General features: G+C 74.1%; 24 protein-coding genes and 1 pseudogene. 18 read left to right on the top strand and 7 right to left on the bottom strand.

Going from position 1 to position 24,474, the window contains the following annotated elements:
• The 9 genes and pseudogenes from ABZ564_RS08790 to ABZ564_RS08750 form a co-directional block, all read left to right on the top strand.
• Positions 1 to 1,468 (top strand): annotated as a pseudogene (locus tag ABZ564_RS08790) (hypothetical protein); the annotation flags it as partial.
• Positions 1,469 to 1,483: 15 nt separating this feature from the next.
• Entirely contained in the window at positions 1,484 to 1,909 is a 426-nt protein-coding gene (locus ABZ564_RS08785; protein ID WP_360851799.1) for a phage tail protein, read from the top strand.
• Positions 1,910 to 1,997: 88 nt separating this feature from the next.
• Entirely contained in the window at positions 1,998 to 2,687 is a 690-nt protein-coding gene (locus ABZ564_RS08780; RefSeq protein WP_360852173.1) for a LysM peptidoglycan-binding domain-containing protein, read from the top strand.
• Positions 2,684 to 4,456: a VgrG-related protein gene (locus ABZ564_RS08775; protein WP_360851796.1), complete on the top strand. Its 1,773-nt coding sequence runs from the start codon at positions 2,684 to 2,686 to the stop codon at positions 4,454 to 4,456. Before ABZ564_RS08780 ends, ABZ564_RS08775 begins: the two co-directional genes overlap by 4 nt.
• Before the next feature lie 31 nt (positions 4,457 to 4,487).
• Positions 4,488 to 4,805: a PAAR domain-containing protein gene (locus ABZ564_RS08770; RefSeq protein ID WP_360851793.1), complete on the top strand. Its 318-nt coding sequence runs from the start codon at positions 4,488 to 4,490 to the stop codon at positions 4,803 to 4,805.
• Complete coding sequence (locus ABZ564_RS08765; RefSeq protein WP_360851790.1) at positions 4,802 to 5,209, top strand: GPW/gp25 family protein; 408 nt, start codon at positions 4,802 to 4,804, stop codon at positions 5,207 to 5,209. Before ABZ564_RS08770 ends, ABZ564_RS08765 begins: the two co-directional genes overlap by 4 nt.
• Positions 5,209 to 7,170 (top strand): putative baseplate assembly protein, encoded by a 1,962-nt coding sequence (locus tag ABZ564_RS08760; protein ID WP_360851787.1) that lies wholly within the window; start codon positions 5,209 to 5,211, stop codon positions 7,168 to 7,170. The genes ABZ564_RS08765 and ABZ564_RS08760 overlap by 1 nt, the downstream gene beginning before the upstream one ends.
• On the top strand, positions 7,167 to 7,733 hold the full coding sequence (locus tag ABZ564_RS08755) for a phage tail protein (protein WP_360851784.1): 567 nt from the start codon (positions 7,167 to 7,169) through the stop codon (positions 7,731 to 7,733). Before ABZ564_RS08760 ends, ABZ564_RS08755 begins: the two co-directional genes overlap by 4 nt.
• A gap of 634 nt (positions 7,734 to 8,367) precedes the next feature.
• Positions 8,368 to 9,081, top strand: a complete 714-nt coding sequence (locus tag ABZ564_RS08750) for a zinc ribbon domain-containing protein (protein ID WP_360851781.1) — start codon at positions 8,368 to 8,370, stop codon at positions 9,079 to 9,081.
• Between the two features lie 24 nt (positions 9,082 to 9,105).
• Here the strand turns inward: ABZ564_RS08750 and ABZ564_RS08745 are convergent, their stop codons facing one another.
• On the bottom strand, positions 9,106 to 9,531 hold the full coding sequence (locus ABZ564_RS08745; RefSeq protein ID WP_360851778.1) for a MarR family transcriptional regulator: 426 nt from the start codon (positions 9,529 to 9,531) through the stop codon (positions 9,106 to 9,108).
• A gap of 87 nt (positions 9,532 to 9,618) precedes the next feature.
• On the opposite strand from ABZ564_RS08745, the gene ABZ564_RS08740 reads away from it, so the two are divergent.
• The 3 genes from ABZ564_RS08740 (at position 9,619) to ABZ564_RS08730 (ending at position 12,591) form a co-directional block, all read left to right on the top strand.
• Entirely contained in the window at positions 9,619 to 10,260 is a 642-nt protein-coding gene (locus ABZ564_RS08740) for an MBL fold metallo-hydrolase (protein WP_360851775.1), read from the top strand.
• A 470-nt stretch (positions 10,261 to 10,730) separates the two neighbouring features.
• Entirely contained in the window at positions 10,731 to 11,942 is a 1,212-nt protein-coding gene (locus ABZ564_RS08735) for a DUF4157 domain-containing protein (protein WP_360851772.1), read from the top strand.
• A 43-nt stretch (positions 11,943 to 11,985) separates the two neighbouring features.
• The gene (locus ABZ564_RS08730) at positions 11,986 to 12,591 is read left to right on the top strand and encodes a hypothetical protein (protein ID WP_360851769.1); all 606 of its coding nucleotides are present in this window, start codon (positions 11,986 to 11,988) and stop codon (positions 12,589 to 12,591) included.
• Between the two features lie 48 nt (positions 12,592 to 12,639).
• Here the strand turns inward: ABZ564_RS08730 and ABZ564_RS08725 are convergent, their stop codons facing one another.
• Positions 12,640 to 13,338 carry a pyridoxal 5'-phosphate synthase gene (locus tag ABZ564_RS08725; RefSeq protein ID WP_360851763.1) on the bottom strand — a complete coding sequence of 233 codons (699 nt, stop codon included), beginning with the start codon at positions 13,336 to 13,338 and terminating at the stop codon, positions 12,640 to 12,642.
• 214 nt (positions 13,339 to 13,552) lie between these two features.
• Between ABZ564_RS08725 and ABZ564_RS08720 the strand changes: the two genes are divergently transcribed.
• Both ABZ564_RS08720 and ABZ564_RS08715 read left to right on the top strand, forming a co-directional pair.
• Positions 13,553 to 13,831: a type II toxin-antitoxin system prevent-host-death family antitoxin gene (locus tag ABZ564_RS08720; protein WP_360851761.1), complete on the top strand. Its 279-nt coding sequence runs from the start codon at positions 13,553 to 13,555 to the stop codon at positions 13,829 to 13,831.
• A 16-nt stretch (positions 13,832 to 13,847) separates the two neighbouring features.
• Positions 13,848 to 14,228 (top strand): type II toxin-antitoxin system VapC family toxin, encoded by a 381-nt coding sequence (locus tag ABZ564_RS08715; protein WP_360851758.1) that lies wholly within the window; start codon positions 13,848 to 13,850, stop codon positions 14,226 to 14,228.
• A 114-nt stretch (positions 14,229 to 14,342) separates the two neighbouring features.
• On the opposite strand, the gene ABZ564_RS08710 is transcribed toward ABZ564_RS08715, so the two are convergent.
• Positions 14,343 to 14,990 (bottom strand): TetR family transcriptional regulator, encoded by a 648-nt coding sequence (locus ABZ564_RS08710; RefSeq protein WP_360851756.1) that lies wholly within the window; start codon positions 14,988 to 14,990, stop codon positions 14,343 to 14,345.
• A gap of 249 nt (positions 14,991 to 15,239) precedes the next feature.
• On the opposite strand from ABZ564_RS08710, the gene ABZ564_RS08705 reads away from it, so the two are divergent.
• Positions 15,240 to 15,668: a VOC family protein gene (locus ABZ564_RS08705; RefSeq protein WP_360851753.1), complete on the top strand. Its 429-nt coding sequence runs from the start codon at positions 15,240 to 15,242 to the stop codon at positions 15,666 to 15,668.
• 174 nt (positions 15,669 to 15,842) lie between these two features.
• Positions 15,843 to 18,224, top strand: a complete 2,382-nt coding sequence (locus tag ABZ564_RS08700) for a PQQ-binding-like beta-propeller repeat protein (RefSeq protein WP_360851749.1) — start codon at positions 15,843 to 15,845, stop codon at positions 18,222 to 18,224.
• Positions 18,225 to 18,357: 133 nt separating this feature from the next.
• Here the strand turns inward: ABZ564_RS08700 and ABZ564_RS08695 are convergent, their stop codons facing one another.
• On the bottom strand, positions 18,358 to 18,954 hold the full coding sequence (locus ABZ564_RS08695; RefSeq protein WP_360851746.1) for a hypothetical protein: 597 nt from the start codon (positions 18,952 to 18,954) through the stop codon (positions 18,358 to 18,360).
• A 223-nt stretch (positions 18,955 to 19,177) separates the two neighbouring features.
• Here ABZ564_RS08695 and ABZ564_RS08690 point away from each other — a divergent pair, with 223 nt between their 5' ends.
• Both ABZ564_RS08690 and ABZ564_RS08685 read left to right on the top strand, forming a co-directional pair.
• Positions 19,178 to 19,732, top strand: a complete 555-nt coding sequence (locus ABZ564_RS08690; RefSeq protein ID WP_360851743.1) for a hypothetical protein — start codon at positions 19,178 to 19,180, stop codon at positions 19,730 to 19,732.
• 120 nt (positions 19,733 to 19,852) lie between these two features.
• Complete coding sequence (locus ABZ564_RS08685) at positions 19,853 to 20,737, top strand: hypothetical protein (protein ID WP_360851740.1); 885 nt, start codon at positions 19,853 to 19,855, stop codon at positions 20,735 to 20,737.
• A 124-nt stretch (positions 20,738 to 20,861) separates the two neighbouring features.
• Here ABZ564_RS08685 and ABZ564_RS08680 read toward each other — a convergent pair whose 3' ends face one another.
• From ABZ564_RS08680 to ABZ564_RS08670, 3 genes are all read right to left on the bottom strand, one after another.
• Positions 20,862 to 21,017 carry a hypothetical protein gene (locus ABZ564_RS08680; RefSeq protein ID WP_360851737.1) on the bottom strand — a complete coding sequence of 52 codons (156 nt, stop codon included), beginning with the start codon at positions 21,015 to 21,017 and terminating at the stop codon, positions 20,862 to 20,864.
• Positions 21,018 to 21,228: 211 nt separating this feature from the next.
• Entirely contained in the window at positions 21,229 to 24,186 is a 2,958-nt protein-coding gene (locus ABZ564_RS08675) for a BTAD domain-containing putative transcriptional regulator (protein ID WP_360851734.1), read from the bottom strand.
• Positions 24,176 to 24,474 (bottom strand): hypothetical protein (locus tag ABZ564_RS08670; protein ID WP_360851731.1); only part of this gene is annotated, 299 nt, incomplete at its 5' end. The genes ABZ564_RS08670 and ABZ564_RS08675, both read right to left, overlap by 11 nt.

Here is a 24,474-nt window from a genome sequence, read left to right as displayed (position 1 = left end):
GTCCGCCGCGTCTGCGGTGCGTCCTGCGCTGGGCGGGCCTTTGGGTGAGCTGCCTTCCGGAGCAAGCTCGTCGGTGCCGTCCGCCGGTGGTGGTCCGGTCTCGTCGGGGTCGGTCCTGCCGGTGGTTCAGCGGCAGTCGGACGGGTCGGTGTCCGCCGCGCCCCCGGAGCGCCCCGCAGCCGTTTCCCCGGAGCGGCCCGCGGGCGCGCCCGCCATGCGCCCCGTCCTGGGCAAGCCCCTCCGCGAACTGCCGCCCGAGGCGGCCCCGTTCGTCCCGGATGCCCCGCCGGCCCCCGCGCTGCCGGTCGTCCAGCGGCAGGCGTCCGAAACCGCCGCCGCCCCCGCCCCGGCGTCCGCGCCCGCCCCGGCCGGGGCCGCCGCACCCGCCTCCGCGCGCCCGGCCCCGCCCACCGGCCCCGGTTCGCAGGCCCGTATCCGGGGCGGGCTCGGCGCCCCCCTGTCCGCGCTCCCGCCGACCGCCGGCACCGCGAGCGACGCCCCGCGTCCCGCGCAGCCCGCGGCGGCCACCCCGCAGCCTCCCGCGATGCCCCTGCGCACCGCCCCCGCAACGGCCCCCACCCAACCGCCCGCCGCGCAATCACCCACCGCAGCACCGCCCGCCGTCCGGCGCCCCGCCGACGGCACCGCCCCCGTCCGCGTCCGCCGCATCGCCTCCCGGCGCGCCGTCCAGGGCGCCCCCGTCCAGCGGGCCCGCGCCCTGCTCGCCGGGCGGAACCTCACCGTGCGCACCGGTGCGGCCGAGGGGTTCACGGCCAGGGAGCCGGCCGCCGCCACCCGGCCCGTCGTACCGGCGACCTGGCGGCGCGACACCCCGCGCCCGCAGGAGCACCAGGGGGCGCCGGCCGCCCAGGCCGCCCCCGCCGTCCAGCGGGTCGCCGCCGACCCCGTCGCCCCGCCCCGGCCGCACACACCCCTCCCGTCCCGTCCCGCCCCGCAGGGGCCCGCCGGGCCCACCGGCCAGGAGCCCCGGCCGCCGTCCGCGGAACCGCGTCCCGCCCCGCGGGGGCCCGTCGTCCGCCCCCACCCGCCCGGCGCCCCGCGCCCCGGCGGCACCGCCGTCCCGGTGCAGCGCCTCGCGATGCCGGTCGTGGCCGAGTCCGGCGCCCCCGCCACCGGTCCCGCGCCCGAGGGCGACGCGCCCGCCGGCGCACCGCGGGCCCTCTCCGTACGCGCACCGGCCCCCCGGGCCGAACAGCGGCCGGCCACGCAGGCCCAGGCCCTCCAGCGGGCCGTCGCCGAAGCCGGCCTGACCGGCGTGCCCGTCCGGGTCGTCCAGCGGCAGCCCGCCCAGGGCCCCGCACCCGAGCGCCCCACCGAACCCGCCGCGGCCGACGTCGACGTGGAAGACCTCGCCCGCCGCCTCATCGACCCCGTCGCCCGGCTGCTCCGGGCCGACCTGCGGCGGGGCCGGGAACGTTCCGGACGCCCGTACGACGGCCGCCGCTGACAAGGAAAGCACCAGATGACGGACAACATCTTCGCGACGAGCGTGTTCTTCAAGCTCACCATCGGCGGCAGCGACCTCGGGGCCTTCCACACCTGCTCCGGCCTCGGCGCCGAGGTGGAGCTGGAGAGTTACGCCGAGGGCGGCAACAACGGGTTCACCTGGCAGCTGCCGGGGCGGATCACCTGGACCAACATCACGCTCACCCGGCCCGTCACCGCCGACACCCTGAAGATCGCGCGCTGGCTGAACGAGACGACGCAACGCGTCGAACGCAAGGACGGCGAGATCGTCGCCCTGCGCCCCGACCTCAGCCGGATCATCAGCTGGCAGATCCAGGGCATCGTGCCGGTCCGCTGGCAGGGGCCCTCCTTCGACCCGGCCAGCTCCCAGGCGGCGATCGAGACGCTGGAGATCGCGCACGAGGGACTGGTGACTTCCTGATGACCCGTCAACAACCGCACGCGCCGGAAGGAGGGACCCCGTGCCAGCCGCTGCCCGCACGAGCCGTGCCCGCGCCCAGCTGACCATCATGGAGCCACCGGCGGACGTCGGCGCCAAGCCCGGCGGCACCCTGGCCCGGCTGACGCTCCAGTTCAACCCGGCGACGCTCTCCCTGAGCAAGTCCACCGAGTGGCGCCGGACCCCGTCCCGCACGGCGGGAGAGTCCGCGCTGCCCGAATTCGTGGGCAGCGGGCCCCGCTCGCTGTCCCTGGACGTGTTCCTGGACGCCACCGCCACCCACGACAACTCCGTGGAGAAGGCGGTCGAGCAGCTGATGACGGCCTGCGTGCCGACGCCGAGCAGCCTGGGGCGGAAGAAGCCGTCGAGCCCCTGGGTGCGGTTCGACTGGGGCACGTCGAGGACGACCTCGTTCGACGGGGTGCTGGCCGCCCTCTCCGTCTCGTACACGCTGTTCGACGTGGACGGGAAGCCGCTGCGCGCCACCTGCTCGCTGTCGATCGAGGAGGCGAGCGTCGGCCCGGCCGGGCAGAACCCGACGTCCGGCTCGCGGGAGGCACGCCGTACGCACACGGTCGTCGCCGGGGACAGCCTGCCGCTGCTCGCCTGGCGGGAGTACGGGGACGCCACGGCCTGGCGCACGATCGCCGAGGCCAACGACATCGACGACCCGATGCGGCTGGCGCCGGGCAGTGAACTCCTCGTGCCCGCGCTGGAGGACAGCGCGGCCGAGGACGGCGCAGCGGAGGCCGCCCGATGACCGGCCCCGCCCGCTCCTTCGCCGCCGACCCGATCGTGGAGGCCCCCGCCGAGCTGCCGCAGGCCTGGGCCGCCCAGCTGGTGAGCTGCGCCGTCGACGAGAACGTCGGGCTGCCCGACAGCGCCGTGCTGACGTACCGCGACCCGTACCACACGCTGCTCACCGCCACCGGGATCACCATCGGCACCCCGCTGAAGATCTCCGTGGTCACCGTCCAGGAACGGGCGCGCGAGCGCCTGTTCACCGGCGAGGTCACCGCGCTCGAACTCGACAGCGACACCACCGGATCGTTCACCGTCGTCCGCGCCTTCTCCAAGGCCCACCGGCTGCGGCGCGGGCGGAAGGTGGTGGCGTTCCGCAACATGAAGGCCGCCGACATCGTCCGCAAGGTCGCCGCCGGGGCCGGGCTGCGGTGCGGGAAGGTCGAGGCGGCCCCGGTGATGTACAAGCAGCTCACCCAGCCGAACATCTCGGACTGGGACTTCCTCCAGTACCTCGCGGGGGAGTGCGGGGCGCACGTGCGGGTGGACGAGAAGGGCGTGCTCCAGTTCGTGAAGCCGAAGCCCGCCGCCTCGGCGCCGTCCCCGTCCACCTCCGCGTCCAAGCACCCGATGGTGCTGGAGTACGGGCGCAACCTGCTGGCGCTCCGGGCCGTGCTGACCGGGGCGGACGGGGCGGACAGCGTGGAGGTGCGCGGCTGGGACGTGGAGACGAAGACCCGGCTGGTCGCCCGCGAGCAGTCGGTCCGGTCCACCACCGTGGTGCCGGGCGCGAGCCCGTCCGTCGCGGCCGGGGCCTTCGGGCCGAACGCCCGGCTGACCGTCGCCGACACCCCGTACCGGACCCAGGCGGAGGCCGGCGCGGTCGCCGGCGCGGTGGCCGGGCGGGTCGCCTCGGGCTTCGGGGAGATCGAGGCGGTCGCGGAGGGCAACCCGAAGCTGCGGGCCGGCGAACCGGTCGCCCTCGGCAACGTCGGCCCCGCGTTCGCCGGCCGCTACACCGCCACCGCCGCCCACCACACCCTGGACCCGCAGGGCGGCTACCGCACCACCGTGCTGGTCAGCACCGACCCGGACCGCTCGCTGACCGGCCTCACCGGCGGCCAGGGCGCGCCCGTCCCCGGGGCCAGGATGCCGGGGCTGGCGATCGGCGTGGTCACCGACATCCGCGAGGGCCGGGGCAAGGGCGAACGCGGCTCGGTGCGGCTGAAGTTCCCCTGGCTCGACGACACGTACGTCACGGACTGGGTCCGTACGGTGCAGTGGGGCGGCCAGGGCGGCGGCGGGGTGTTCAGCCCCGAGGTCAACGACGAGGTGCTGGTCGGCTTCGAACAGGGCCTGATCGACAGCCCGTACGTGCTGGGCGGCCTCTACAACGGCGTCGACAAGCCCTCCCCGCACGACGTGCCGCTCGTCGACCCGACCAGCGGCAAGGTCAACCGCCGTTCCCTGGTGTCCCGTTCGGGCAACCGTGTCGAACTGCTCGACACCCCGCGCGGCCCCTCCGGGGTGCGGCTGGCCACCGGCGACGAGCAGCTGGAGGTCACGCTCGACGAGCGGCGCGGCGAGATCGTGCTGAAGGTGTACGCCCGGGGCACCTCCCGGGTCCTCAGCTCCCTGTCGCTCGGCCGCTCCGGGATCACGCTCGACGCGGGCGCCGGCGACGTCCAGGTGAAGGGCCGGTCGGTGACCGTCAGCGGCAAGACCGGCGTCACCGTCGACGGCGGCCTGCTCGCCGTCCTGAAGGCCGCACTCGTCCGCATCAACTGACGCCCCCGCCCCATCGAGGAGAACGAGACACATGCCCCAGGCAGCCCGTACGGGCGACCCCACCGTCCACGGGGGTGTCATCGGCACCCCGCCGCCGGGCGCGGCGGCCGTCGCCACCGTGCTGATCGGCGGGAAGCCGGCCGCCGTCACCGGAAGCCTGCACGTGTGCGCCATCCCCCCGCACGCCCTGCTCGGCCCGGGGAACGTCATCATGCCGAACCCGGCCGCCGCGGCCGGGGGCGCGGTCCTGATCGGCGGCCTGCCGGCCGCCCGCATGGGCGACACCACGAGCTGCGGCGCGAAGATCGTCATGGGGGCGCCCAACGTCCTGATCGGGGGCCCGGTATGAGCGAGCACGGATTCATCGGCCGGGGCTGGGGCTTCCCGCTGCGCGTCGGCGCCACGGGCGGCATCGGCATGGTCGAGCGCGAGCAGGAGATCGAGGAGGCCATCGGCCTGGTCCTCGGCACCGCGCCCGGCGAGCGGCCCATGCGCCCCGAGTTCGGCTGCGGCATCCACGAGTACGTCTTCGCGCCCGGCGACGGCGCCACCGCCGGCCGCGTCGCGCACGAGGTGCGGAGCTCGCTGGAGCGCTGGGAGCCGCGCATCGAGGTGCGGGACGTGGTCGTCGCGTTCGACACCGTCGAGGAGGGAACCCTCTACATCGACGTGCACTACACCGTGCGGTCCACCAACGACCTGCGCAACCTCGTCTTCCCCTTCTACACGATCCCCGAAGCGGGAGCCCGCTGATGTCCCTGCCCCCGCCCAACCTGGACGACCGCCGCTTCCAGCAACTCGTCGACGAGGCCAAGCGGTACGTCCAGCAGCGCACACCCGAGTGGACCGACCACAACGTGTCGGACCCCGGGGTCACCCTGATCGAGACGTTCGCGTACATGGTCGACCAGCTGCTGTACCGGCTGAACCGGGTGCCCGACCGCAACTACTTCGCCTTCCTCGACCTGCTCGGCGTGCGGCTGTTCCCGCCGACGGCCGCCCGCGCCGACGTCGACTTCTGGCTGTCCGCCCCGCAGCCGGACACCGTGCGCCTCCCGGCCGGCACGGAGGTGGCGACCGCGCGCGGCGAGACCGAGGAGGCGGTGGTCTTCTCGACCGACGAGGACCTGGCGATCGTGCCGAGTTCCCTGATCCGCCTGGTCACCGTCCCGGCGAACGGGGACCAGACCGACCGCACCGGCCCGCTCGGCGAGGGCAAGGACATCCCCTGCTTCCAGCCCCGCCCCCAGCCCGGCGACGCCCTGCTGTTCGGCCTGCCCACCGCCGTGCCCCGCTGCATCGTCGCCGTACGCCTGGACAGCCGGGTGGAGGGCGTCGGCGTCGACCCCCGGCAGCCGCCGCTGGTGTGGGAGGCGTGGGACGGCGCCCGCTGGGTGCCCTGCGCGACCGGCACCGACTCCACCGGCGGGCTCAACAGGCCCGGTGAGATCACGGTGTTCGTGCCGCCCGGCCACACCGCCTCCGTCACGGCCGGCACCCGCGCCGGCTGGCTGCGCTGCCGGGTCACCGAGGCCGCCCCCGGCCAGCCCTTCTACTCCGTGTCCCCGACGATCCGCGAGGCCGAGGTCTTCACCGTCGGCGGCACGGCAGGCGTCGAGCACGCGGAGACCGTCCTCGACGTCCCGCTCGGCACCTCCGAGGGCATCGCCGGCCAGACGTTCGCCGTGCCCCGGACACCCCTCCTGCTCGACGGGGAACCGCCGCTCGTCGAGGTCGCGTCGGACCACGGCTGGCAGAGGTGGACCCCGGTCGAGCACTTCGGCGCCTCGGGCCCGGACGACCGGCACGTGAGGATCGACGCCGTCGCCGGCCGCTTCGCCTTCCCCCCGGAGGTGCGCGAGGCGGACGGCACCATGCGGGCGTACGGGGCGGTGCCCCCGAAGGGCGCCCACATCCGCGTCACCCGCTACCGCACGGGCGGCGGCGCCGCCGGAAACGTGGCACGCGGCGCGATCCGCGTGCTGCGCAGCTCCGTCCCGTACGTCGCCGGAGTCGCCAACCGCGAAGCGGCGCGCGGCGGCGTCGACGGCGAGACCGTCGAGAACGCCAAGGTCCGCGCGCCCCAGATCCTCCGCGTCCAGGAGCGGGCCGTCACCGCCGAGGACCACGAGGCCATCGCCCGGGAGGCCGCGCCCTCGCTGCGCCGGGTCCGCTGCCTGCCCGCCGCCCCCGGCGAGGGCGGCGCGGTCCGGGTCCTGGTCGTGCCCGACGCGGTCCCCGACGAGGGCGGCCGGCTCCGCTTCGAGCAGCTGATCCCGCCGGACTCCGTGCTCGCGGCGGTGGCCGGCCGGCTCGACGAACGGCGGCTCGTCGGCACCCGCCTGGTCGTCGAACCCCCCGCCTACCAGGGCGTCACCGTCGTCGCCGGCCTGGTGGCCGACGAGGGCGACACGGACCGGGTCAGGGCCGCCGCGCTCGACGCCCTCTTCCGCCACATCGACCCCCTCCGGGGCGGCACGGACGGCACCGGCTGGCCCTTCGGCAGGCCCGTGCAGTACGGCGAGGTCTTCGCCGTCCTGCAGGCCGTGCCCGGCGTCCGCCTGGTCGAGGAGGTCCGGCTGTTCCCCGCCGACCCGCTCACCGGCCGGCGCGGCGGGGCCGTGGACCGCATCGACGTCGCCGCGAACGCCCTGGTCTTCTCCCACCAGCACCAGATCGCGGTCACCGCGGCCCGGCCCGGGGAGCGCCCGTGACCAGGGCCGCCGTCCCCGGACTCCCCAGCCGCTACCCGATCGGCGCGCTGCTGCCCGCCCTGTACGCGGACGACGACTTCGCCCAGCGCTTCACGGCGGGCCTGGACACGGTCCTCGCGCCCGTCCTGTCCACCCTGGACAACCTCCCCGCCTACTTCGACCCCGCGCTGACCCCGGAGGACTTCCTGCCCTGGCTGTCGTCCTGGGTCGGCGCGGGCATCGACCCGTCCTGGCCGGTGGAGCGGCGCCGGGCCGCCGTCGCCCGCGCCGTCGAACTCCACCGCCGCCGGGGCACCCGCCGGGGCCTCGTGGAACACCTGCGCCTCTGCTTCGGCGTGGAGGCGGACATCCAGGACGGCGGCGGCGTCACGTGGTCGGCCGAGCCGGACTCCGCGCTGCCGCCCGCCCCGACCGGGGAACTGCTGGTACGGGTCCGGCCCCCCGCCGGACGCACGGTGGACGAGACCCGCGTCCTGGCCGTGGTCCGCGCCTCCTGCCCGGCGCACCTCACGTGCCGGGTGGAGATCCTGCCGGGCGCCCCGGCCGACGAGACAGGAGCCTGATATGACGCGCCCGTGCCCGGCCTGCGGAGCGGCCAACGCGGAGGACGAGGACTTCTGCGGGAGCTGCGGTACGTACCTGGGGTGGTCGACCCGGAGCGCGGTGCGGCCCGGCGGTCCGCGCCCCGACCCGGCGCCGGCCTCCGACCCGGCCCCCGCCCCGCAGCAGGCCGCGCCGGAACCGGAGCGGCGTACGGCCCCGAGCCCGGCCCCGGAACCGGAGCGGCGTACGGCCCCGAGCCCGGCCCCGGAACCGGCGGCCACCCCGGAACCGGAGCCACGACCGCAACCGGAACCCGAGCCGCGCGCGACGCGGCGCTCGGCGCGGAGGCAGGCCCAGGAGCCACGCACGGCTCCGGAACCGCCCCCCGCCGCTCAACCGACCCCTGTCCCTCAGCCGACCCCCGCCCCTCAGCCGGCCCCCGCACCCGAACCGGAGCCCCGGCCGGCCCGCGCCCCGCGGCCGCCCGCCGCGCGGCCGCCCGCCCCCGCCCCCGTACAGCCCGCGCGGCCGCCCGCGCCCGTACAGCCGGCGCGGCCGACGCGGCCGGAACCGGAACCTCCGGCGGAGGAACCGGTCGGGGCCGTCCGGCCCGGCATACCGATCGCCGCCCGTCCCACGGTCCGGGCGGCGGCGGTGGACGAGGAGCCGGACGGCGAGCCCTGCCCGTCGTGCGGGACGAACAACCGGCCGGGCCGGACGTTCTGCCGCAACTGCGCCAAGCCCCTGAAGCCGCGTGCGCAGGCCGCCCCGCTGCCCTGGTGGCGGACCAGGTGGCCGTTCGACCGCCGGGTCCGCGCGGGCTCGGGCCGGCTGCTGCGCGGCACCCTGATCGCCCTGGTGATCGCGGGTCTCCTGGTCGCGGGCTTCCTGCTGATCCCCGCCGGGCGTTACGTCGTCGAGGACGTCCGGGACAAGCTCGGCGGCGCGGGGGAGATCAGTCCCGCCCGCGTCTCGGCGAGCGCGGCGGCCGCGGGACACCCGGCGAAGGCGGCGGTGGACGGCGTGACGAACACGTACTGGGGGGCGCCGAGGACGGGCGACGCGCTGACCGCCGAGTTCGAGGACCCGTTCCGGCTGGTCGGCGTCACGGTCCACACCGGGATCTCGAAGAAGCCGGAGGTCTTCCAGAAGGGCGCCAGGCCGACCCGGGCGGTCCTCCTCATCACGACGAAGGACGGGAAGCGGCACGAGAAGACCATGACGCTGGCCGACAAGCCGGGCGAGCAGACGCTGCGGACGGGCATCAGCGACGTCGTGTCGATCCGCTTCACGGTCCGCGAGGCGGCCGGCCAGGGCGGCGGACGCCCGATCGCCCTGGGCGAGATCGAGTACTTCAAGCGGACCTGAGGGCGAGTTTCGTACGGGTAGGAGTCAGTGCCCGGTGAGGTGGTCCGTCAGACGGGACAGCAGAGCGACGGCTTCGCCCAGCCGTGCCCGTTCCCCGGGGTCGAACGTCTCGCGGATGGCGTCACCGAGGGCACCCGCGCGGAGGGTGCGTTCCCGGCGGAGGCGGGAGCGGCCGGCCTCGGTGAGGTGCAGCAGGAGCTTGCGGCCGTCGTCCGGGTGCTGTTCGCCCCGGACCAGGCCGTCGGCGGAGAGGTCCTTGACCGACTTGGCGGCCGACTGGTGCGTGACGCCGCGCAGACGGGCGAGATCGGCTGTGGTCAAGGGACCGCCGCGATCGAGGAACCCGAGAACGGCGGCCTCGCCGGGAGGCATGGTGTCCACGGTTCGCACCGCCCGGACCAGCTCACCGACGGTCCGCCGCAGCTCCTCGGCCAGCGCGTCTTCGTTCATGGGGTCATCCTAGACGAATATGTGCAGCCTAGTTGTACAGTCAGGTTGTACAAACAAGCGTCGGTGGAGAAGGGCGGAACGCCGGTCATGGAGCTCACCAAGTTCGGTCACGCGTGCGTGCGGCTGGAGAAGGACGGACGTCGCCTGGTCATCGACCCGGGCGGGCTGACCGACCCCGGGGCGCTGGAAGGCGCCGACGCCGTGCTCGTGACGCACGAACACTTCGACCACTTCTCGGAGGAGGTGCTGCGCCGGGCGGCCGCCGCACGCCCGGGCCTGCGCATCTGGACCAACTCGTCCGTCGCGAAGCGCCTGGACGGCCTCGGTGCGCGGGTCACCGTCACCGGGGAAGGGGACGCCTTCGACGCGGCGGGCTTCGGCATCCGGGTGCACGGGGCCTGGCACGCGGTCATCCACCCGGACATCCCCCGCATCCCCAACATCGGGTTCCTGGTGGACGAGTCCCTCTTCCACCCCGGTGACGCCCTGACCGTCCCGGACGGCCCGGTCACCACCCTCCTGCTTCCCGTGCACGCTCCCTGGTCCAGGGTCGGTGATCTCCTCGACTACGTGCGCGAGGTCGCGCCCCGCGACGCCTACGCCGTGCACGACGGCGCCCTCAACGACATCGGCACCGCGATGGTCGAGGGCTTCCTCGGCGAGCACGGCCCCGGGGTCCCCGCCCGCTACCACCGGTTGGCCCCGGGCGCGAGCGCCCGGATCGGCTGACCCGGCCCGACGGCCCGACACCGCTCCGCGCCACTCGCCGGACACGAGCCGCGCGGTCACCACTCCGTGCGGCAGCTCCGCGTCCACGAAGCCCCGTCCTCCGGCGGCCCGCACCGCCGGCCCGGCGGACAGGTGTCGCCGTGGGCCGCCGGAATCCCCACGTACCGGTCCCGCACCGCCGGCCCGGCCTTCGCCGTCACCCCGGCCGCCCGGACCGCGTTCCTGGACCACGCGGCGCGGACCGACCACCGACAGCGTGGACCGTGGACGGCCCGGGTGCCCTTTCGCACCGGCCATGGTGAAGGCCGCCACTGCTCTGCGGCACGTCCTCGCCCTCCGGGACGTCGCGGGGCGTTCCGGCCCCGCCGGCTGCGCTCCCGGGCCAGTCAACTGTGCCCCGGGGGACCTGGAACCGGGGCCGCGCGCCGGGTATGCAGGGAGAGTCATTCCCCCTGCAGGAAGAGGTCCCCATGCGCAGCCAGGACGGTGCCGAGAAGACCGGCGCGGCTCAAGGCTCCGCCCGGGCGCGCAGGCCCGCGGCCGGGACCGAGCTGCCCGTCACCGAACTCCTCGCCCTGCAGGGCAGTCTCGGGAACGCGGCCGTCGTCCAGATGCTGCGGGCCGCCGGCCACCCGCACGGCGGGCACGAGGACGCGGAGCAGCCGGTGCGGCGCTCGGCCGTCACGGACGTGCTGCGCTCGACCGGCCGGCCGCTGGACGGCGCGGTCCGGTCCGAGATGGAGTCCCGGCTCGGGGCGGACTTCTCCGATGTCCGCGTCCACACCGGCGCCGCCGCGAGGGCCTCGGCCGCCGAGGTCGGCGCCCGCGCCTACACCTCCGGCCACCACGTGGTCATCGGCGACGGCGGGGCCGACAAGCACACGCTCGCCCACGAGCTGACCCACGTCATCCAGCAGCGTCAAGGGCCGGTCGCCGGCACCGACAACGGCTCCGGGCTGCGCGTCTCCGACCCCTCCGACCGGTTCGAACGGGAGGCGGAGGCCAACGCGACCCGGGTCATGCGGGCACCCGCGCCCGTTCAGCGTGCGGACCTCGCCGCCAGAGGCCCCGCGTACTCGGGCGCCACGCTCCAGCGCGCGCCCCTGGCGGTCGTGCAGCGGGCTCCGCTGTCGGGCTACAACCAGCGGGTCGACTACCCGCAAGGAGTCCGCACCGTGACCATCAACGGCACGGCGGACGGCGTGGGGATCGAGATGAAGGGAGAGCTCTTCCCCGGCCAGCTCGGTACGGGAGAGGCCCCCAAGGTCCGACCCGCCTGGTGGCCGCCGAGCGGGACCCCGATCGGGGACTGGTTCAGGAACTACATGGTCCAAGGGCACCTCCTGAACCACAACCTGGGTGGGTCGGGCAAGAACCTGGAGAACCTGACCCCGCTGGTCAAGCAGGCCAACAGCCAGCATCACGCGAAGGTCGAGAAGGGTCTCAAGGCGGCCATCCTCCAGAAGGGATACACCGCCCGGTACCACGTGACGGCGGACTTCAGCTCCCACCCCACATCGGCCGATATGAAGATGACGCCGGGATCTCCGGAAGCCGTCGCCTTCGACAGCATCTACCGATTCGGTCTTCCCGGGATGATCAGAGCCGAGTACACCTTGTACGACGCCAACGGGAAGGAAGTGGGTGGGGACGCGTGGGAGATCGAGAACAACAACATGTAGGAACTCCCACCGACGGATCCAACAGGCGACGGACGGCACACACATGAGCAACGCAAGGCAACGACTCGACTCGCTGGTGGCCGGGCTCCGCGAGAATCCCCGGGTCGAGCTGCTGGACCACGCACTGGCCGAGCCCCTTCCCTCCGACCGGCTCTCCCGCCTCGTCGAGGAGTCGGGCGCCCGGCTTCCCGCCGGAGTGGAGGAGTTCTACCGGCAGGTGGGGTCCTTCAAGCTGGACTGGCGGTCCACCGAGGGCGACGGTTCGGCCCGCGGGCTGGTCGACATCCTGCCCCTCGGCAAAGTGCTCGGGGACTGGAGCGGAGTGACCTGGTTCCCGAAGGGCGACCAGGAATTCCGCCCCGTGGTGCCCTTCGACTTCTTCACCCCGGAAGCGTGCGTGGCATTCGAGCGGGGAGAGGACGGCGCCTTCGGCGAGAAGGTCAGCTACCACTACTTCGGCGAGGAGCTGGCCTCCACCGGCCGCACCTTCGCCGAGTACGTCGATCTCCTGATCGCCTCACGCGGATACTGGTACTGGCCCAAGACGCTGTGCGCCGGATACGAGGACAGCGCGGAGGTCGCGGACTTCCGCCGGGACATGCCGCTGATCTTCCCGGACCACGACGACGAACTGTTCCGCCCCCGCTAGGGGCCGCGGCAGCCGGGCAGCCGGGCAGCCGGGCAGCCGGGCAGCCGGTCAGGGCCAGAGCAGCTCGCGCTCCCAGGCCCCCGCCCCCGTCCGTACGTCCGCCGTGCGGCGGTACCGCAGGCGGACGTGGCGCCGCCGGGCGTCACCCTGGAAGAACTCGGCCTCGCGCGGCTCGACCACGTACCGGGTCCAGCTCGCCACCTCCGCGCCGGGCTCCTCGCGCGCCCGGTCCCAGGCGGCGTCGGAGGCGCGGGCGAGTTCGTCCGTCGAGTCCAGGATCTCGCTCTGCCGCCCCACCAGGGCGGCGGCCAGGGCCCCGGTCGAGCGGGCGTGCAGATCGGCGGAGCTCTCGGCGGTGGGGCAGGCGGTGACGGGCCCCCGGACCCGGACCTGCCGTCCCCGCGCCGGCCAGTAGAAGCCGAGCGCGGCGTACGGGCGGGCGGCGAGCTGGCGGCCCTTCGCGCTGGTGGAGTGCGTGGCGAAGTGCCAGCCGCGCTCGTCCACGTCGTGCAGCATCAGCGTCCGTACGTCGGGCAGGCCGTCGGCGTCGACGGTGGCGAGGCTCATGGTGTGCGGCTCGGCCTGTCCGGCGGCCACGGCCTCGGCGAACCAGGCGTGGAAGAGGGCGTGGGGCGTGGGCGGCGCGCCGCCCGGGTCGAAGGCGGGGAGATCGGTGTCCCAGACGCGCTGGGCGTGCAGCAGATCGAGGAAGGACTGCCGGGCGGCGGGATCGAGTGCGTCGGTCATACGGCCATTGTCAGAGACTCTGCGAGGGCCGGCGCTTCACGGAGGCGGCCCGAGCCCGGAACGAAGCCCGTGCCGAGCTCCTGCCGGAGGCCGAACCGGGCCCGATGGCCGGCGCGGCCGCGCGGGCGTGCCCGGTACGGGCGATCAAGGTGGAATAAGGGGTTTCGCGCCATACGCCGTAGCGTGGTGTAGCACATCGCGCTACGGTGGGTGTATGAGGACGATTACGCAGCGGGAGTTCCGCAACAGCTCCGCCGACGTCATGGACGCGGTGGAGGCGGGTGAGGTCTTCCGCATCACACGCAACGGGATAGAGGTTGCGGAGCTCCGGCCGCTCACGCGGAAGCGGAGGCTGAGCGCCGAGGAGCTGGTGACGCGGCACAGGCGGCTGCCGCGCGTGGACAGTGCTCTCATGCGGCAGGAGGCGGACGAACTCTTCGGTGGCGCGGACCGCGTCGGGGACGACGACCCCTGGGAGCGCCCGCGTGGCTGAGCGTTACCGTGCGGGCGTGCTCGACACCTGCGCCTACATCGACCTCGATCTGTTGCGGGCGGAGGATCTCCCCGTCTTCCCTGTGCTCACCGCGGTGACGATGGCCGAGCTGCAGCAAGGTGTGGCGATGGCCAAGGACGCCGCCGCCCGGGCCGGGCGCATGGAGAAACTCGGGGCCGCTGTGGCCGACTTCGAACCGCTTCCCTTCGACGGGGAGGCGGCCGCGCGATACGGGAGTCTGGTCTCCCTGGTCCTTGCCGCGGGCCGCGATCCCAGGCCCCGACGCATGGATCTGATGATCGCCGCCATCGCCTCGGTCGGCGAGTTGCCCCTGTTCACGCGCAACGCGGACGATTTCAAAGGGCTCGAAGGGGTGCTCACGGTCGTCCCCGTCTGACCCGGTCCGGATACGCCGACGGCGGACCACGCGTGTGGTCCGCCGTCGGCGAGACAGGACCTGGGCGCGCTCGGGATCACCGCGCGTCGCCCAGTGGGGAGTTCGGCGCGGTCGCTACTTCGTCGGCTTCTTCCCGGTGATGCCGAGGTGCACCAACAGCGCCAGGTTCGGCTTGAGTTCGGCCTGCTTGACGCCCCAGGTGGTGAAACCCTTCTGGTGCGAGGCGACGCCGGCCAGCATGACGACCAGGGAGCCCGCCATCGCGGCGGCGCTGACGTCCTTGTCGACCTTGCCCTTGGCCTGGAGCTCCTTCACGGACTCCGTGAGGGAGTGGGTGACGGAGTTCAGGATCTTCATGCGGATCTTGTTGAACCGCTTGTCGCCCTCGGCCGCGCCGAGGTCGACCACGCGCAGGATCGCGTCGTTGCGCCGCCAGAAGTCGAGGAAGCCGTCGACGAGTTGTTCGGCGGTCTGCCAGCCCGACTTGCCGGCCCAGGAACGTCCGGCGACCAGTCCGGTCAGGCCGGCGCCCTCCTTGGCCATCTCCTCGGCGATCTCTAGGACCGCGCCCTCGACATCGGGGAAGTACTGATAGAAGGTCGCAGGTGAAGTCCCCGCCTTCCGGGCGACGTCGATGACTTTGACGTCCCGGTACGGCGAGGAGCTGAGCATCTCGCTGAGGCAGTCGAGCAGCTTCTGCCGCGTCGCCTGACCGCGCCGACCAGCCACGCGGCCGTCGACGGTGCGCACTTGTCCTGTCATGCCGTCAGCTTACCGACGGGTGATCGGAGCGCGATTCGGCCGAAGCAAATGGGGAATGCGGCCCGCGCCGCCCCTCGTCGCCCACAGTGCGATGAGTGTTATTAACAGCCTGTGGATAACTTCGGTGGATAACATTCGAACCCGAGTTCGTTTCGGAGGGGCCGGGCCCGGCGCGGAACGCGCCGCGCGCAGGGCGAAGCTACCGTGAGGGTGACGGGCGTCACCGCGACGACGGAAGGGACCGGGCCCATGGCCGCATTCGCGCAGTCCGTGCCGTGCTGGGTGGACGTGCGGCTCCCCGACCTGGAGGCGGGCAGACGCTTCTACGGCGAGCTGTTCGGCTTCCGCTGCGCGGACATCGACGACTCCGCCCCGGGCGTCCCGGACACCGACGAGCGACGCGTCGACTTCCGTATCTGGTCCCCGCCCGGCACCGAACCCGGACCCGGCACGGCGGTCGGCGGACGCGGCGTCATCACGGACGCGTTCCCGGCCGAGCTGCCCAGCCACTTCCTGAGCTGCTTCGACGTCGCCGACTGCGACGACACCGCCCGGACCGTGCGGCGGCTCGGCGGCCGGGTCACCGAACCCCCGCTCGACATCCCGTACGGACGGATGGCGGTCCTCCAGGACGACCAGGGTGCCGAGTTCGCCGTACTTCAGGAGCCTGTGTCCTGATACGGGAGGAGTGGTACGGGACACCCCGATCCGCCCCCGGGTTCGCAACCGGGGACCCGGCCAGGAACAATCGGGGTGCGCACCGCCGGGGGGCGCCCAGTGATGAGACGCTGCACACGGCGGGATTTTCGCGGACCTCTGTCCCCTGAGGTCCGTACGGGGAGGTGGCAAGTAGTGGAGCAGCTGACGCAGCACGACCCGAGGCGGATCGGCCCCTTCGAGGTGCTGGGACGGCTCGGGGCCGGCGGCATGGGGCTGGTCTATCTGGCCCGGTCCGCGTCGGGCCGGCGGGTGGCGATCAAGACCGTCCGTACGGAACTGGCCGAGGACCAGCTGTTCCGGGTGCGCTTCACGCGCGAGGTGGAGGCCGCGCGCGCCGTCAGCGGCTTCTACACGGCCGCCGTGGTCGACGCCGACCCGCGCGCCGCCGTGCCCTGGCTCGCCACCGCGTACGTGCCCGCCCCCTCGCTCGAGGAGATCGTGAACGAGTGCGGGCCGATGCCGACGCAGGCGGTGCGCTGGCTGGCGGCGGGCATCGCGGAGGCCCTGCAGTCCATCCACGGCGCGCAGCTCGTCCACCGCGACATGAAGCCCTCGAACGTGCTCGTCGTGGAGGACGGTCCCCGGGTCATCGACTTCGGCATCGCGTCCGGCGTCTCCAACACCCGGCTCACCATGACCAACGTGGCCGTCGGCACACCGGCGTACATGTCGCCGGAACAGGCCCGGGACTCGCGGAGCGTGACCGGGGCCAGCGACATCTTCTCGCTCGGCTCCACGCTCGTGTTCGCCGCGACCGGCCATGCGCCGTACCGGGGGGCCAACCCGGTCGAGACGGTGTTCATGCTGCTGCGCGAGAGCCCCGACCTCTCCGGTCTGCCGGACGAGCTGCGGCCGCTGATCGAGTCCTGCATGCAGATGGACGCCTCGCTGCGGCCCACCCCCGCCGAGCTGCAGGCCCAGCTCGCCCCGCACCTCTTCGCCTCCGGCGGCGGTGACGACGACGGCGGTACGGCGTCGGCGTGGCTGCCGGCCCCCGCGACCGCGCTGATCGAGCGGCGCCGGGGCGGTGGCCGTACGGCTCCGCCGGCCGCGCCGCCGGCCGCCCCGCCCGCACCCCCGCGGCCGCCGGGCGACGACTGGGCGGCCCCCCGGCACACCGGGGCACCCGCCCGCCCGCCCGCCCCGCCCGCGCCGGTGCCCGACGCCGGGGGGCCGGTGCGGCTGACCGGTGTCCAGGTGCCGATCGGGCCCGGACCCCGCGCCCAGGACGTCCGCACCTCGGCGGCCGGAGCCGACGCCGGACCCGCGACCGGCTGGGTCCGCCCGCCCGCCGGGGTGAACGGCGGCTCCCTCGTCGCCCCGACCGCCCCCGTACCGGCCCCGGCGCAGGCCCCCGACAGCGCGCAGTCCGGGCCCGCGCGGTGGCGGCCCTGGCGGTTCCGCATGTCCAACGACGTCTGGGGCACGCCCGTCGTCGTCGGCGACCTGCTCTACGTCACCTCCTTCGAGGTCCACGCGCTGGACACCGGCAACGGGCGGCGCCAGTTCAAGACCCGTGACGTCGCCTGGGCGATGGCCGTGGAGGGCGGCCGCATCCACGCCTCCGACGGACCCTCCCTCTACGCCCTGGACGCCGCCACCGGCGCCGAGCGGTGGCGGGTGGGCACCGACGCCTGGGTGTACGCGCTCAAGGCCGACCGGGGCACGGTCCTCACCGCCACCCGGGGCGGCGGGGTCCAGGCGTGGGAGGCGGCGACCGGCGAGAAGCTGTGGGACCTCACCGGCGCGCAGACGGACTTCGAGACGCCGGAGGGCGGGCCGGTCATCCACGACGGCACGGTCTACGTCTGGCAGGACGCCCGCCTCAAGGCCCTCGACGCCCGCACCGGCGTCGAGCGCTGGACGTACCCCGTCGGCGACGCGGCCTCCTGCGGCGGCGTCCCGGTCCGGGTGACCCCGGCACCGGACGGCTACGTGTACGTCGCCGCCGGCACCCGGGTCCTCGCGGTGGACATCGTCTCCGGGCGCGTCCGCTGGCACTTCGAGTGCCCGGCGGTCTTCCTGTCCCCGCCGGCGTTCGCCCCGGGCCCGGCGGTCACCGGCGGCGGGGTCTACCTCGCGGACTACCTCGGCACGGTGTACGCCCTGGACGCCGCGACCGGCAAGGACCGCTGGCGCATCGCCACGGAGGCCCGCCAGTCCACGGAGCCGGTGCTCGTCGCCGCGGGCAACGTCCACGTGGGCAGCGGCAGCGCGCTCTACACCCTCGACGCGGTCACCGGCACCCCGAAGTGGCGCTTCGCGGCGGGTGGTGAGGTGGTCGGCGCGCCGGTCGTCGCCGACGGCCGCGTGCACTTCGGCTCCGCGGACCATGTCCTGTACACCCTCGACGCGTCGGGCGGCCAGCTCCGCTGGAAGCTCGCCACGGGCGGCGAGATCACGGGCACGCCCGTGGCCCGGGGCGGCGTGGTGTACGCGTGCAGCAAGGACCGCTGCGTGTACGCGCTGGACGCGCTGAAGGGCACGGGCACGGGCGCCCGCGCGCGGGCGTAGGACGGCGCCCGGCCGTTTCGGCCCGGCCCCGTGGTTCCCAGCGGGCCCGGCCCGTCCGGCGTTCGAGGACGGAACCGTTGCGCACGGTGGGCGGCGCCCCGGGGTTCGGGCCCACCCGATGACGGGTTCGTCCTCAATCGCCGGACGGGCGCGAGGTGTCGGGCGGCGGCGGCCCCACGTAAGGGTCGTCCCCCTCCGGCTCCGGCCAGGGGCTCGTCTGGACCGAAGGCCCCGGCTCCCGCGTCGGCGGCCACGTGTCGGGGTCGGCGGACCCCGGCGCCTCGAACTCCGCGTCGCGTCGTCGCCGCCGCCCTCGCCCCGGCATCACCACCGCCCCCAGCACCATCAGCACACCTCCGCTCCCGGCCCACGCCACCCCCATCCCCAGCCCGGACCCGTCGCCCGTGACGGCCAGGCTGTCGGTCACCTCGAACACCCGGACCATCCACAGCACCGTGAACCCGAGCACCCCCACGCCCGCCAGGGCGACAAGCGCACGGGAGCGCAGCGCGACCCCCACCACCGTCACCACCGCCGCGCACAGAAAAGGCAGCCACAGCGAGCCGAAAAGGCCGCCGGGCCGCGCCCCGGTCACACCGGTGCCGGTGAACAGGTCACCCAGCCGGTAGTGCCGCCCGAGGCGGCCGTCGTACCAGTCACGGAAGGGGCTCAGCACGGCGGCCGCCGCTCCGGCGAGAGCGACCACCGCACCGAGGACGTTGCGGACCATCTCCGTACCTCCAGGAGCTCCGGGCCCCGGTACACAGCGCTCTCGCTCCGACGCTACGCCGCACGGGTGACCCCCGCCACCAGACGGAGACCAGACCGTGACAGGGCCATGACCGGCCCGCCGGTCTTCCGCGCCATGCTGTGGGTTACGGTGCCGTGTCGCCCGCCATCAGGCCGGCAGCGCACCGAAACGGCAGAACACCACACAAGCGGGGGCGGATTCGATGAGACGGCAGCACGTCAAGCTGACGGTGGTCCTGGTGGCGGTGGTGCTCGCGCTCACCGGCTTCTCCAGCGGCAGCCACGGCGGCAAGAGCGGCAAGAGCGGCAAGAGCCGGTCCAGCGGCGGCAGCGGCGGCGGCGGGGGCGGCTGCTCCAACTCCAAGAAGAGCAACGGCACCTACCACGACACGGACTCCGACGACTACGACGACGACTACAGCTCGTCGAGCGGCTCCTCGGGCTCCACGTACGCCGACCCGAGCCCCACCGCGTCGGACGCGCCGAAGGTGTACGTGTTCCGCTGCGCCCGGGCCGCCAAGGGCAAGCGCAAGGCCCTCACCACGTCCACCGTGCGCCTGACCCCGGTCGCCGCCGGCACGCACACCTACGAGGTCGACGTGTCCTTCCTGGACGCGCGGGGCAACGTGGTCGACACGGGCGAGGCGACCGTGGAGGCGTACTACGGCCAGACGGAGACCGTGTCCGTCCGGATGGACAGCCCGCGCACGGTGTCCCGCGTCAAGAAGTGCCGGGTGACGGCTGAGCTGAGCTCCTGACCGACGCCGGCCGCCGCCTCCACCGCGTCGCCGGGCGGGGCGGGGCCGGGGAGGCGGTGGCGTCCGCTCGGCCGGACCTTCTCCGCCGCCACGCGGTGACGGTCCGCCGCGAGCAGTCCGATGACCTCCACGCCGGAGGCCAGGATCGTGACCCGGCCCGGGCATTCCGGCGCGGTCGCGCGGGGCGTCGCGCCCGATGCGGCTCGGGGCTTGGTCGACGAGGCGATCGGCGGACGGTTCCACAGCTGGACCGGGCCTGACACGGTGGTGGTCGACGACGTCGCGGAGCAGCTCGCGCTCTCTGTGCAGCCGGGCGACGGCCGTACCCGCGCAGACACGCCGGTTCGAGACCACTTGCAGCGCTGGCTCGCGGTGCGCGGATCGGTGCCGTGGCACGAGATCCCGGACAGCGGTACGGACGAACCGGTGGTGCCCCTTCGCGACGGCGCGGCGGAGGACATCCGGGCCTTCGACCGCGCCATCGACCCTGCCCGGGCCGAAGGCCTGCTCAGTGGCCTGGAACTGCTCCGAGCCGACGCGGCACGCGGAGCACGGCTCGACTTCACACGGGTCAGCAGCTGGCAGCAGCACATCCTGGGCACCCCGCAGCCGCCACCGTTCCGCAGCCTGACGGCCTTCGCCAAGGGAGGCAGGGAGCGCTACGGCATCGGACCGGACACACGTGCCCGCTTCGACACGTGCCTGGCCGAGAGCGCAGCCGACACCGGCAGACCCCTCGGTGTGACCGCCCGCGCCGCCCGCGCCTATCTCGACATCTGCTTCTTCCATCCCTTCGACGACGGCAACGCCCGCTCCGCCTTCCTCACCCTCGTCTTCGTCCTCGCCCGCGAGGGCATCGCACTCGACGGCGTCAGCCTCCTGCGCCGCATCACCTTCGAGGCCGACGACCTCAAGGCCCCGCTGATCCTCGGCCGCTGCATCAACGTCCACCTTGCGGAGACCCGGCGCCGCGCCGCCGACCCGACCGGCGCGGCATCGAGGTGAGCGCCTCGGTCGGCGAACGCCGGCAAGGTTGACGGGATCCCGTTGACCGACCGGGCGTAGACACACGGCGGCCGCGGCGGCTCCCCCTCCGCGCCGCCGCGGCCGTTCCCCCGTCGATTCGGCTTTAGTTGGCCGGCTCACTCGTGGCGTGTATGTCGTCCGTGGTGGCAGGCTCGCCGGTTGCGTGGATGTCCTTCAGAGGGCTGACGGTTTCTTCCGCGCCGGTTGCGTGGATGTCCGTCGGCTTGATGACCGGCTCGGTCTTCTTCGGCTCGCCCATGAGGCTCAACTCCCGTTGGTGATGGCGTGTAAGGGCTCAGTGAGCGCCCGTCCGGCTGTTCCCCCGTGGACTGCCGGACGGGCGCTCCAAGGCCGTTCACCCTAGCGGTGCGGCCCTACCCCCGATCCGTCTGCCCCCCGACACGACGGATCGATGTGCATGAGCATGCTCGGTGGCGATAAACGTTCGATGAACGCTTCGCCCCTGCGCGTCATGCCGAGAGCGGAGCGAGGAGTTCGCGCAGTTCGGCAGCCTCGGGGGAACCCAGTTCTTCGTAGAGGGCCAGAGCTTCGCGCCAGCAGACCTCTGCGCGGCCCGTCTGGCCGATGCCGAGCAGTGCGCGGCCGAGTGTGGTGAGGACGTGACCGCGTCGCCAGTCGCCTCCGATCCCACGAAGTACGGTCAGTGCCTGCTCGGCGTTGGCAGCGGCCTGCGCAGGGCGTCCGGCCGAGAGGTCCACCTCGGCCAGGCGGTACAGGGTCATCCCCTCCCACAGGCGCTGACGGCTGTCGCGGAAGACGTCCAAGGCCTCCAGGAGCCGTTCTCCGGCTTCGCCGAGCCGCCCGCTCCGGGTGAGCGCGAGCCCGAGGGCGTAGCGTCCGTTGGCGCCACGTAGTGCATGCCCCATGCCGTCATAGATGTCCATGCCTTGCTGGGCGAGTTTCACCGCGCTGTCGGTACGGTCGGTGGCCAGGTGAATGCGGGACAGGTTGCAGAGCGCACTCGCCTCGCCCGGACGGTTCGTATCGGCGCGGAAGCTCTCGATCGCCTGGTTCAGATAGGTTTCGCCGTCGACGTGGCGACCCTGGTAGAGAGCGATGACACCTCGTGCGTTCGGGGCCCAGCCACTCGGCAACGGATCACGGGAGATCCGGGCGAGGTGCATGGCCTTCTCGGCTTCCTGGTCGGCCTGGTCGAAGCGCCCCGCCATGCGGTGCGTGTTGGCCAGTGTCATGACCGCGCGGCCTTCGGCCCACGTATCCCCGCCTTCCCGGGCCGCGGCCAGGAGCACGGTGGCGGTCAATTCGTACTGCTTCGAGTTGGCCCCGGACTCCGCCAGGTCCAGCGCTGCCCACAGCAGATCGACAGCCCGCCGGAGGCTGGCCGGCCCGGTCGATTGGTGCACGCAGGCCAACAGTGCGTCGGCCTCTGCGTAGAGCCAGTCCTGGGCGTCGTGGCGAGTGGTGAAGGACAGCCCCGCGTGGGCGGCGGGCTCCAGTTCCTCGACCAGCCGGTCTCCCGGCCGCTCCAGCGCGTACACCCCCGCCGCCGTCGCCAGATAGAAGTCCAGCAACCGCGACAACGCCTCCTCCCGCTCCCCCGGCGCCTGTTCGTCCCGCTCCGCGCACGCACGCGCGTACAGGCGGACCAGGTCGTGGTAGCGGTAGCGGCCCGGGGCGGCGGACTCGACCAGGGACGTGTCGACCAGGGCCTCCAGGAGGTCCTCCGCCGTGTGCGGGTCCAGGTCGAGGAGGGCGGCGGCGGCGGCCAGCGAGATGTCCGGGCCGTCCGCGAGGCCCAGGAGGCGGAAGGCACGGGCCTGGGCCGGTTCCAGCTGGCCGTAGCCGAGTTCGAAGGTGGCCTTGACCGCGAGGTCGCCCGCCTGGAGCTCGTCCAGGCGGCGGCGCTCGTCGGCCAGCTTGGCGGCCAGGACGGAGACCGTCCAGGTGCGCCGGGAGGCCAGCCGGGAGGCGGCGATCCGGATCGCGAGGGGGAGGAAGCCGCACGCGGCGACCACGTCGAGCGCGGCCTTCCGCTCGGAGTCGATCCGCTCCTCGCCGACGATCCGGGTGAAGAGCCGGAGCGCCTCCTCCGGCGACATCACGTCCAGGTCGACCAGGTGCGCGCCCGCCAGGTCGACCATCCGCACCCGGCTGGTGACGAGCGCGGCGCAGCCCTCCGTACCGGGGAGCAACGGGCGTATCTGGGCGGCGTCGTGGGCGTTGTCGAGGAGGACCAGGACCCGGCGGCCGTCGAGCGTGGAGCGGTAGAGCGCGGCGCGCTCGTCCAGGGTCTCCGGGACGGCCGAGTCCGCGGTTCCGAGCGCCCGCAGGAACGCGCCGAGCACCGTCTCCGGCTCGGCGACCCGCGCACCGGCGCCCTGGAGGTCGACGTAGAGCTGCCCGTCCGGGAAGTGCTTGCGGGCCTGGTGGGCGACGTGGACGGCGAGGGTCGTCTTGCCGACGCCCCCGATGCCGGCCAGCGCGGAGACGGCCATCACGGACCCCTCCGCCGTGGCGAGCCGGTCGCCCAGCTCACGGACGAACGCGGCCCGGCCCGTGAAGTCCGGCACCGTCGCGGGCAGTTGCGCGGGGCGGACCGGGGCCGCGACCGGGGCCGGCTCGGCCGGCGGGCGGGCCAACTCCTCGTCGGCGCGCAGGATGCGCTGCTGGAGCTGGGCCAGCTCCGCGCGGGGGTCGACGCCCAGCTCCTCGGCCAGCAGCCGCCGGGTGTCCGCGTAGACGGCCAGCGCCTCCGCCTGCCGGCCGCTGCGGTACAGGGCCACCATCAGCAGCTCGCGCAGGCGTTCCCGCAAGGGGTGCGCTCCGGTGAGCGCGGTCAGTTCGGAGACCGCCTCCGCGTGGCAGCCGGCCTCCAGATCCAGGTCGAGGCGGGTCTCGGTGAGCTGGAGCCGCCACTCCTCCAGGCGGGTGCGCTGGTGCTCCGCGTACGGGCCGGGCACCGAGGCCAGCGCCTCGCCGTCCCACAGCCCGAGCGCCTTGTTCAGCAGGGCCCGCGCCGCGTCGCGGTCGCCCGCGGCCCGGGCCTTCTCCGCCCCGGCGGCCAGCTCCTGAGCGACGGTCAGGTCCAGCGCGTCGGGCGCGGTCCGCATCGCGTAGCCGCCGGAGTCGCTGGCGAGGGTGCCGGCGCCGAGGACCTTGCGCAGCCGGGAGGCGTAGGTGCGGACCGCGGCCAGTGCCTGCGAGGGCGGGTCCTCGCCCCAGATGCCGTCGATGAGTTCGGCGGCCGTCGCCGTGTGCCCGCCGCGCAGCAGCAGCGCCGTCAGCAGCGCGCGCTGCTGAGGGGATCCGGACGGCAGCGGCTCGCCGCCCCGCCTGACCCGTACGGGACCGAGTACGGAGAAGTGCAGCACGGCCTCGTCCTCCGGGCCCCGCTCGGGGGTCCGCTGCCGCGGAACGCGTACCCGTGGCCCGTCGTCACGGCCCATTGCTGCCTCCTGATCCTGCCTGCGCACAGCCCGGCACGGTCACTGTGTCCGGATCGGTCATAGACCGTCCGGATTGCTCCATGCCGTTGATATCGCCGTCAACAGTCTGCCTTGCGAAGGGTGGACCCGTCAGCAGCGGATGGCTCTCTGCACAAGGCTTCGACAACGAGGGTGGGAGGCGGCGGTCGCGGACTCCGGAGGGTGGCGTGCGGGGGCGCCCGCACAGCTGGTTCTTGTGGCGGCCGCTGATCAGGAAACCGGCGCCCGCGCCGACCGCGAGGCCGATGC

Origin of the sequence: Streptomyces sp. NPDC019224, assembly GCF_040632605.1 — a bacterium.
Lineage (GTDB): Bacteria > Actinomycetota > Actinomycetes > Streptomycetales > Streptomycetaceae > Streptomyces.
The sequence above is the reverse complement of the archived record's forward strand: the minus strand, read 5'-3'. Positions and strand labels throughout refer to the sequence as shown.

Excerpts from the sequence above, each read along its gene's own strand:
- ABZ564_RS08785 (WP_360851799.1), top strand. The coding sequence starts at position 1,484 with ATGACGGACAACATCTTCGCGACGAGCGTGTTCTTCAAGCTCACCATC.
- ABZ564_RS08780 (WP_360852173.1), top strand. The coding sequence starts at position 1,998 with ATGGAGCCACCGGCGGACGTCGGCGCCAAGCCCGGCGGCACCCTGGCC.
- ABZ564_RS08775 (WP_360851796.1), top strand. The coding sequence starts at position 2,684 with ATGACCGGCCCCGCCCGCTCCTTCGCCGCCGACCCGATCGTGGAGGCC.
- ABZ564_RS08770 (WP_360851793.1), top strand. The coding sequence starts at position 4,488 with ATGCCCCAGGCAGCCCGTACGGGCGACCCCACCGTCCACGGGGGTGTC.
- ABZ564_RS08765 (WP_360851790.1), top strand. The coding sequence starts at position 4,802 with ATGAGCGAGCACGGATTCATCGGCCGGGGCTGGGGCTTCCCGCTGCGC.
- ABZ564_RS08760 (WP_360851787.1), top strand. The coding sequence starts at position 5,209 with ATGTCCCTGCCCCCGCCCAACCTGGACGACCGCCGCTTCCAGCAACTC.
- ABZ564_RS08745 (WP_360851778.1), bottom strand. The coding sequence starts at position 9,531 with ATGAACGAAGACGCGCTGGCCGAGGAGCTGCGGCGGACCGTCGGTGAG.
- ABZ564_RS08740 (WP_360851775.1), top strand. The coding sequence starts at position 9,619 with ATGGAGCTCACCAAGTTCGGTCACGCGTGCGTGCGGCTGGAGAAGGAC.
- ABZ564_RS08735 (WP_360851772.1), top strand. The coding sequence starts at position 10,731 with ATGCGCAGCCAGGACGGTGCCGAGAAGACCGGCGCGGCTCAAGGCTCC.
- ABZ564_RS08730 (WP_360851769.1), top strand. The coding sequence starts at position 11,986 with ATGAGCAACGCAAGGCAACGACTCGACTCGCTGGTGGCCGGGCTCCGC.
- ABZ564_RS08725 (WP_360851763.1), bottom strand. The coding sequence starts at position 13,338 with ATGACCGACGCACTCGATCCCGCCGCCCGGCAGTCCTTCCTCGATCTG.
- ABZ564_RS08720 (WP_360851761.1), top strand. The coding sequence starts at position 13,553 with ATGAGGACGATTACGCAGCGGGAGTTCCGCAACAGCTCCGCCGACGTC.
- ABZ564_RS08710 (WP_360851756.1), bottom strand. The coding sequence starts at position 14,990 with ATGACAGGACAAGTGCGCACCGTCGACGGCCGCGTGGCTGGTCGGCGC.
- ABZ564_RS08705 (WP_360851753.1), top strand. The coding sequence starts at position 15,240 with ATGGCCGCATTCGCGCAGTCCGTGCCGTGCTGGGTGGACGTGCGGCTC.
- ABZ564_RS08695 (WP_360851746.1), bottom strand. The coding sequence starts at position 18,954 with ATGGTCCGCAACGTCCTCGGTGCGGTGGTCGCTCTCGCCGGAGCGGCG.
- ABZ564_RS08690 (WP_360851743.1), top strand. The coding sequence starts at position 19,178 with ATGAGACGGCAGCACGTCAAGCTGACGGTGGTCCTGGTGGCGGTGGTG.
- ABZ564_RS08685 (WP_360851740.1), top strand. The coding sequence starts at position 19,853 with ATGACCTCCACGCCGGAGGCCAGGATCGTGACCCGGCCCGGGCATTCC.
- ABZ564_RS08680 (WP_360851737.1), bottom strand. The coding sequence starts at position 21,017 with ATGGGCGAGCCGAAGAAGACCGAGCCGGTCATCAAGCCGACGGACATC.
- ABZ564_RS08675 (WP_360851734.1), bottom strand. The coding sequence starts at position 24,186 with ATGGGCCGTGACGACGGGCCACGGGTACGCGTTCCGCGGCAGCGGACC.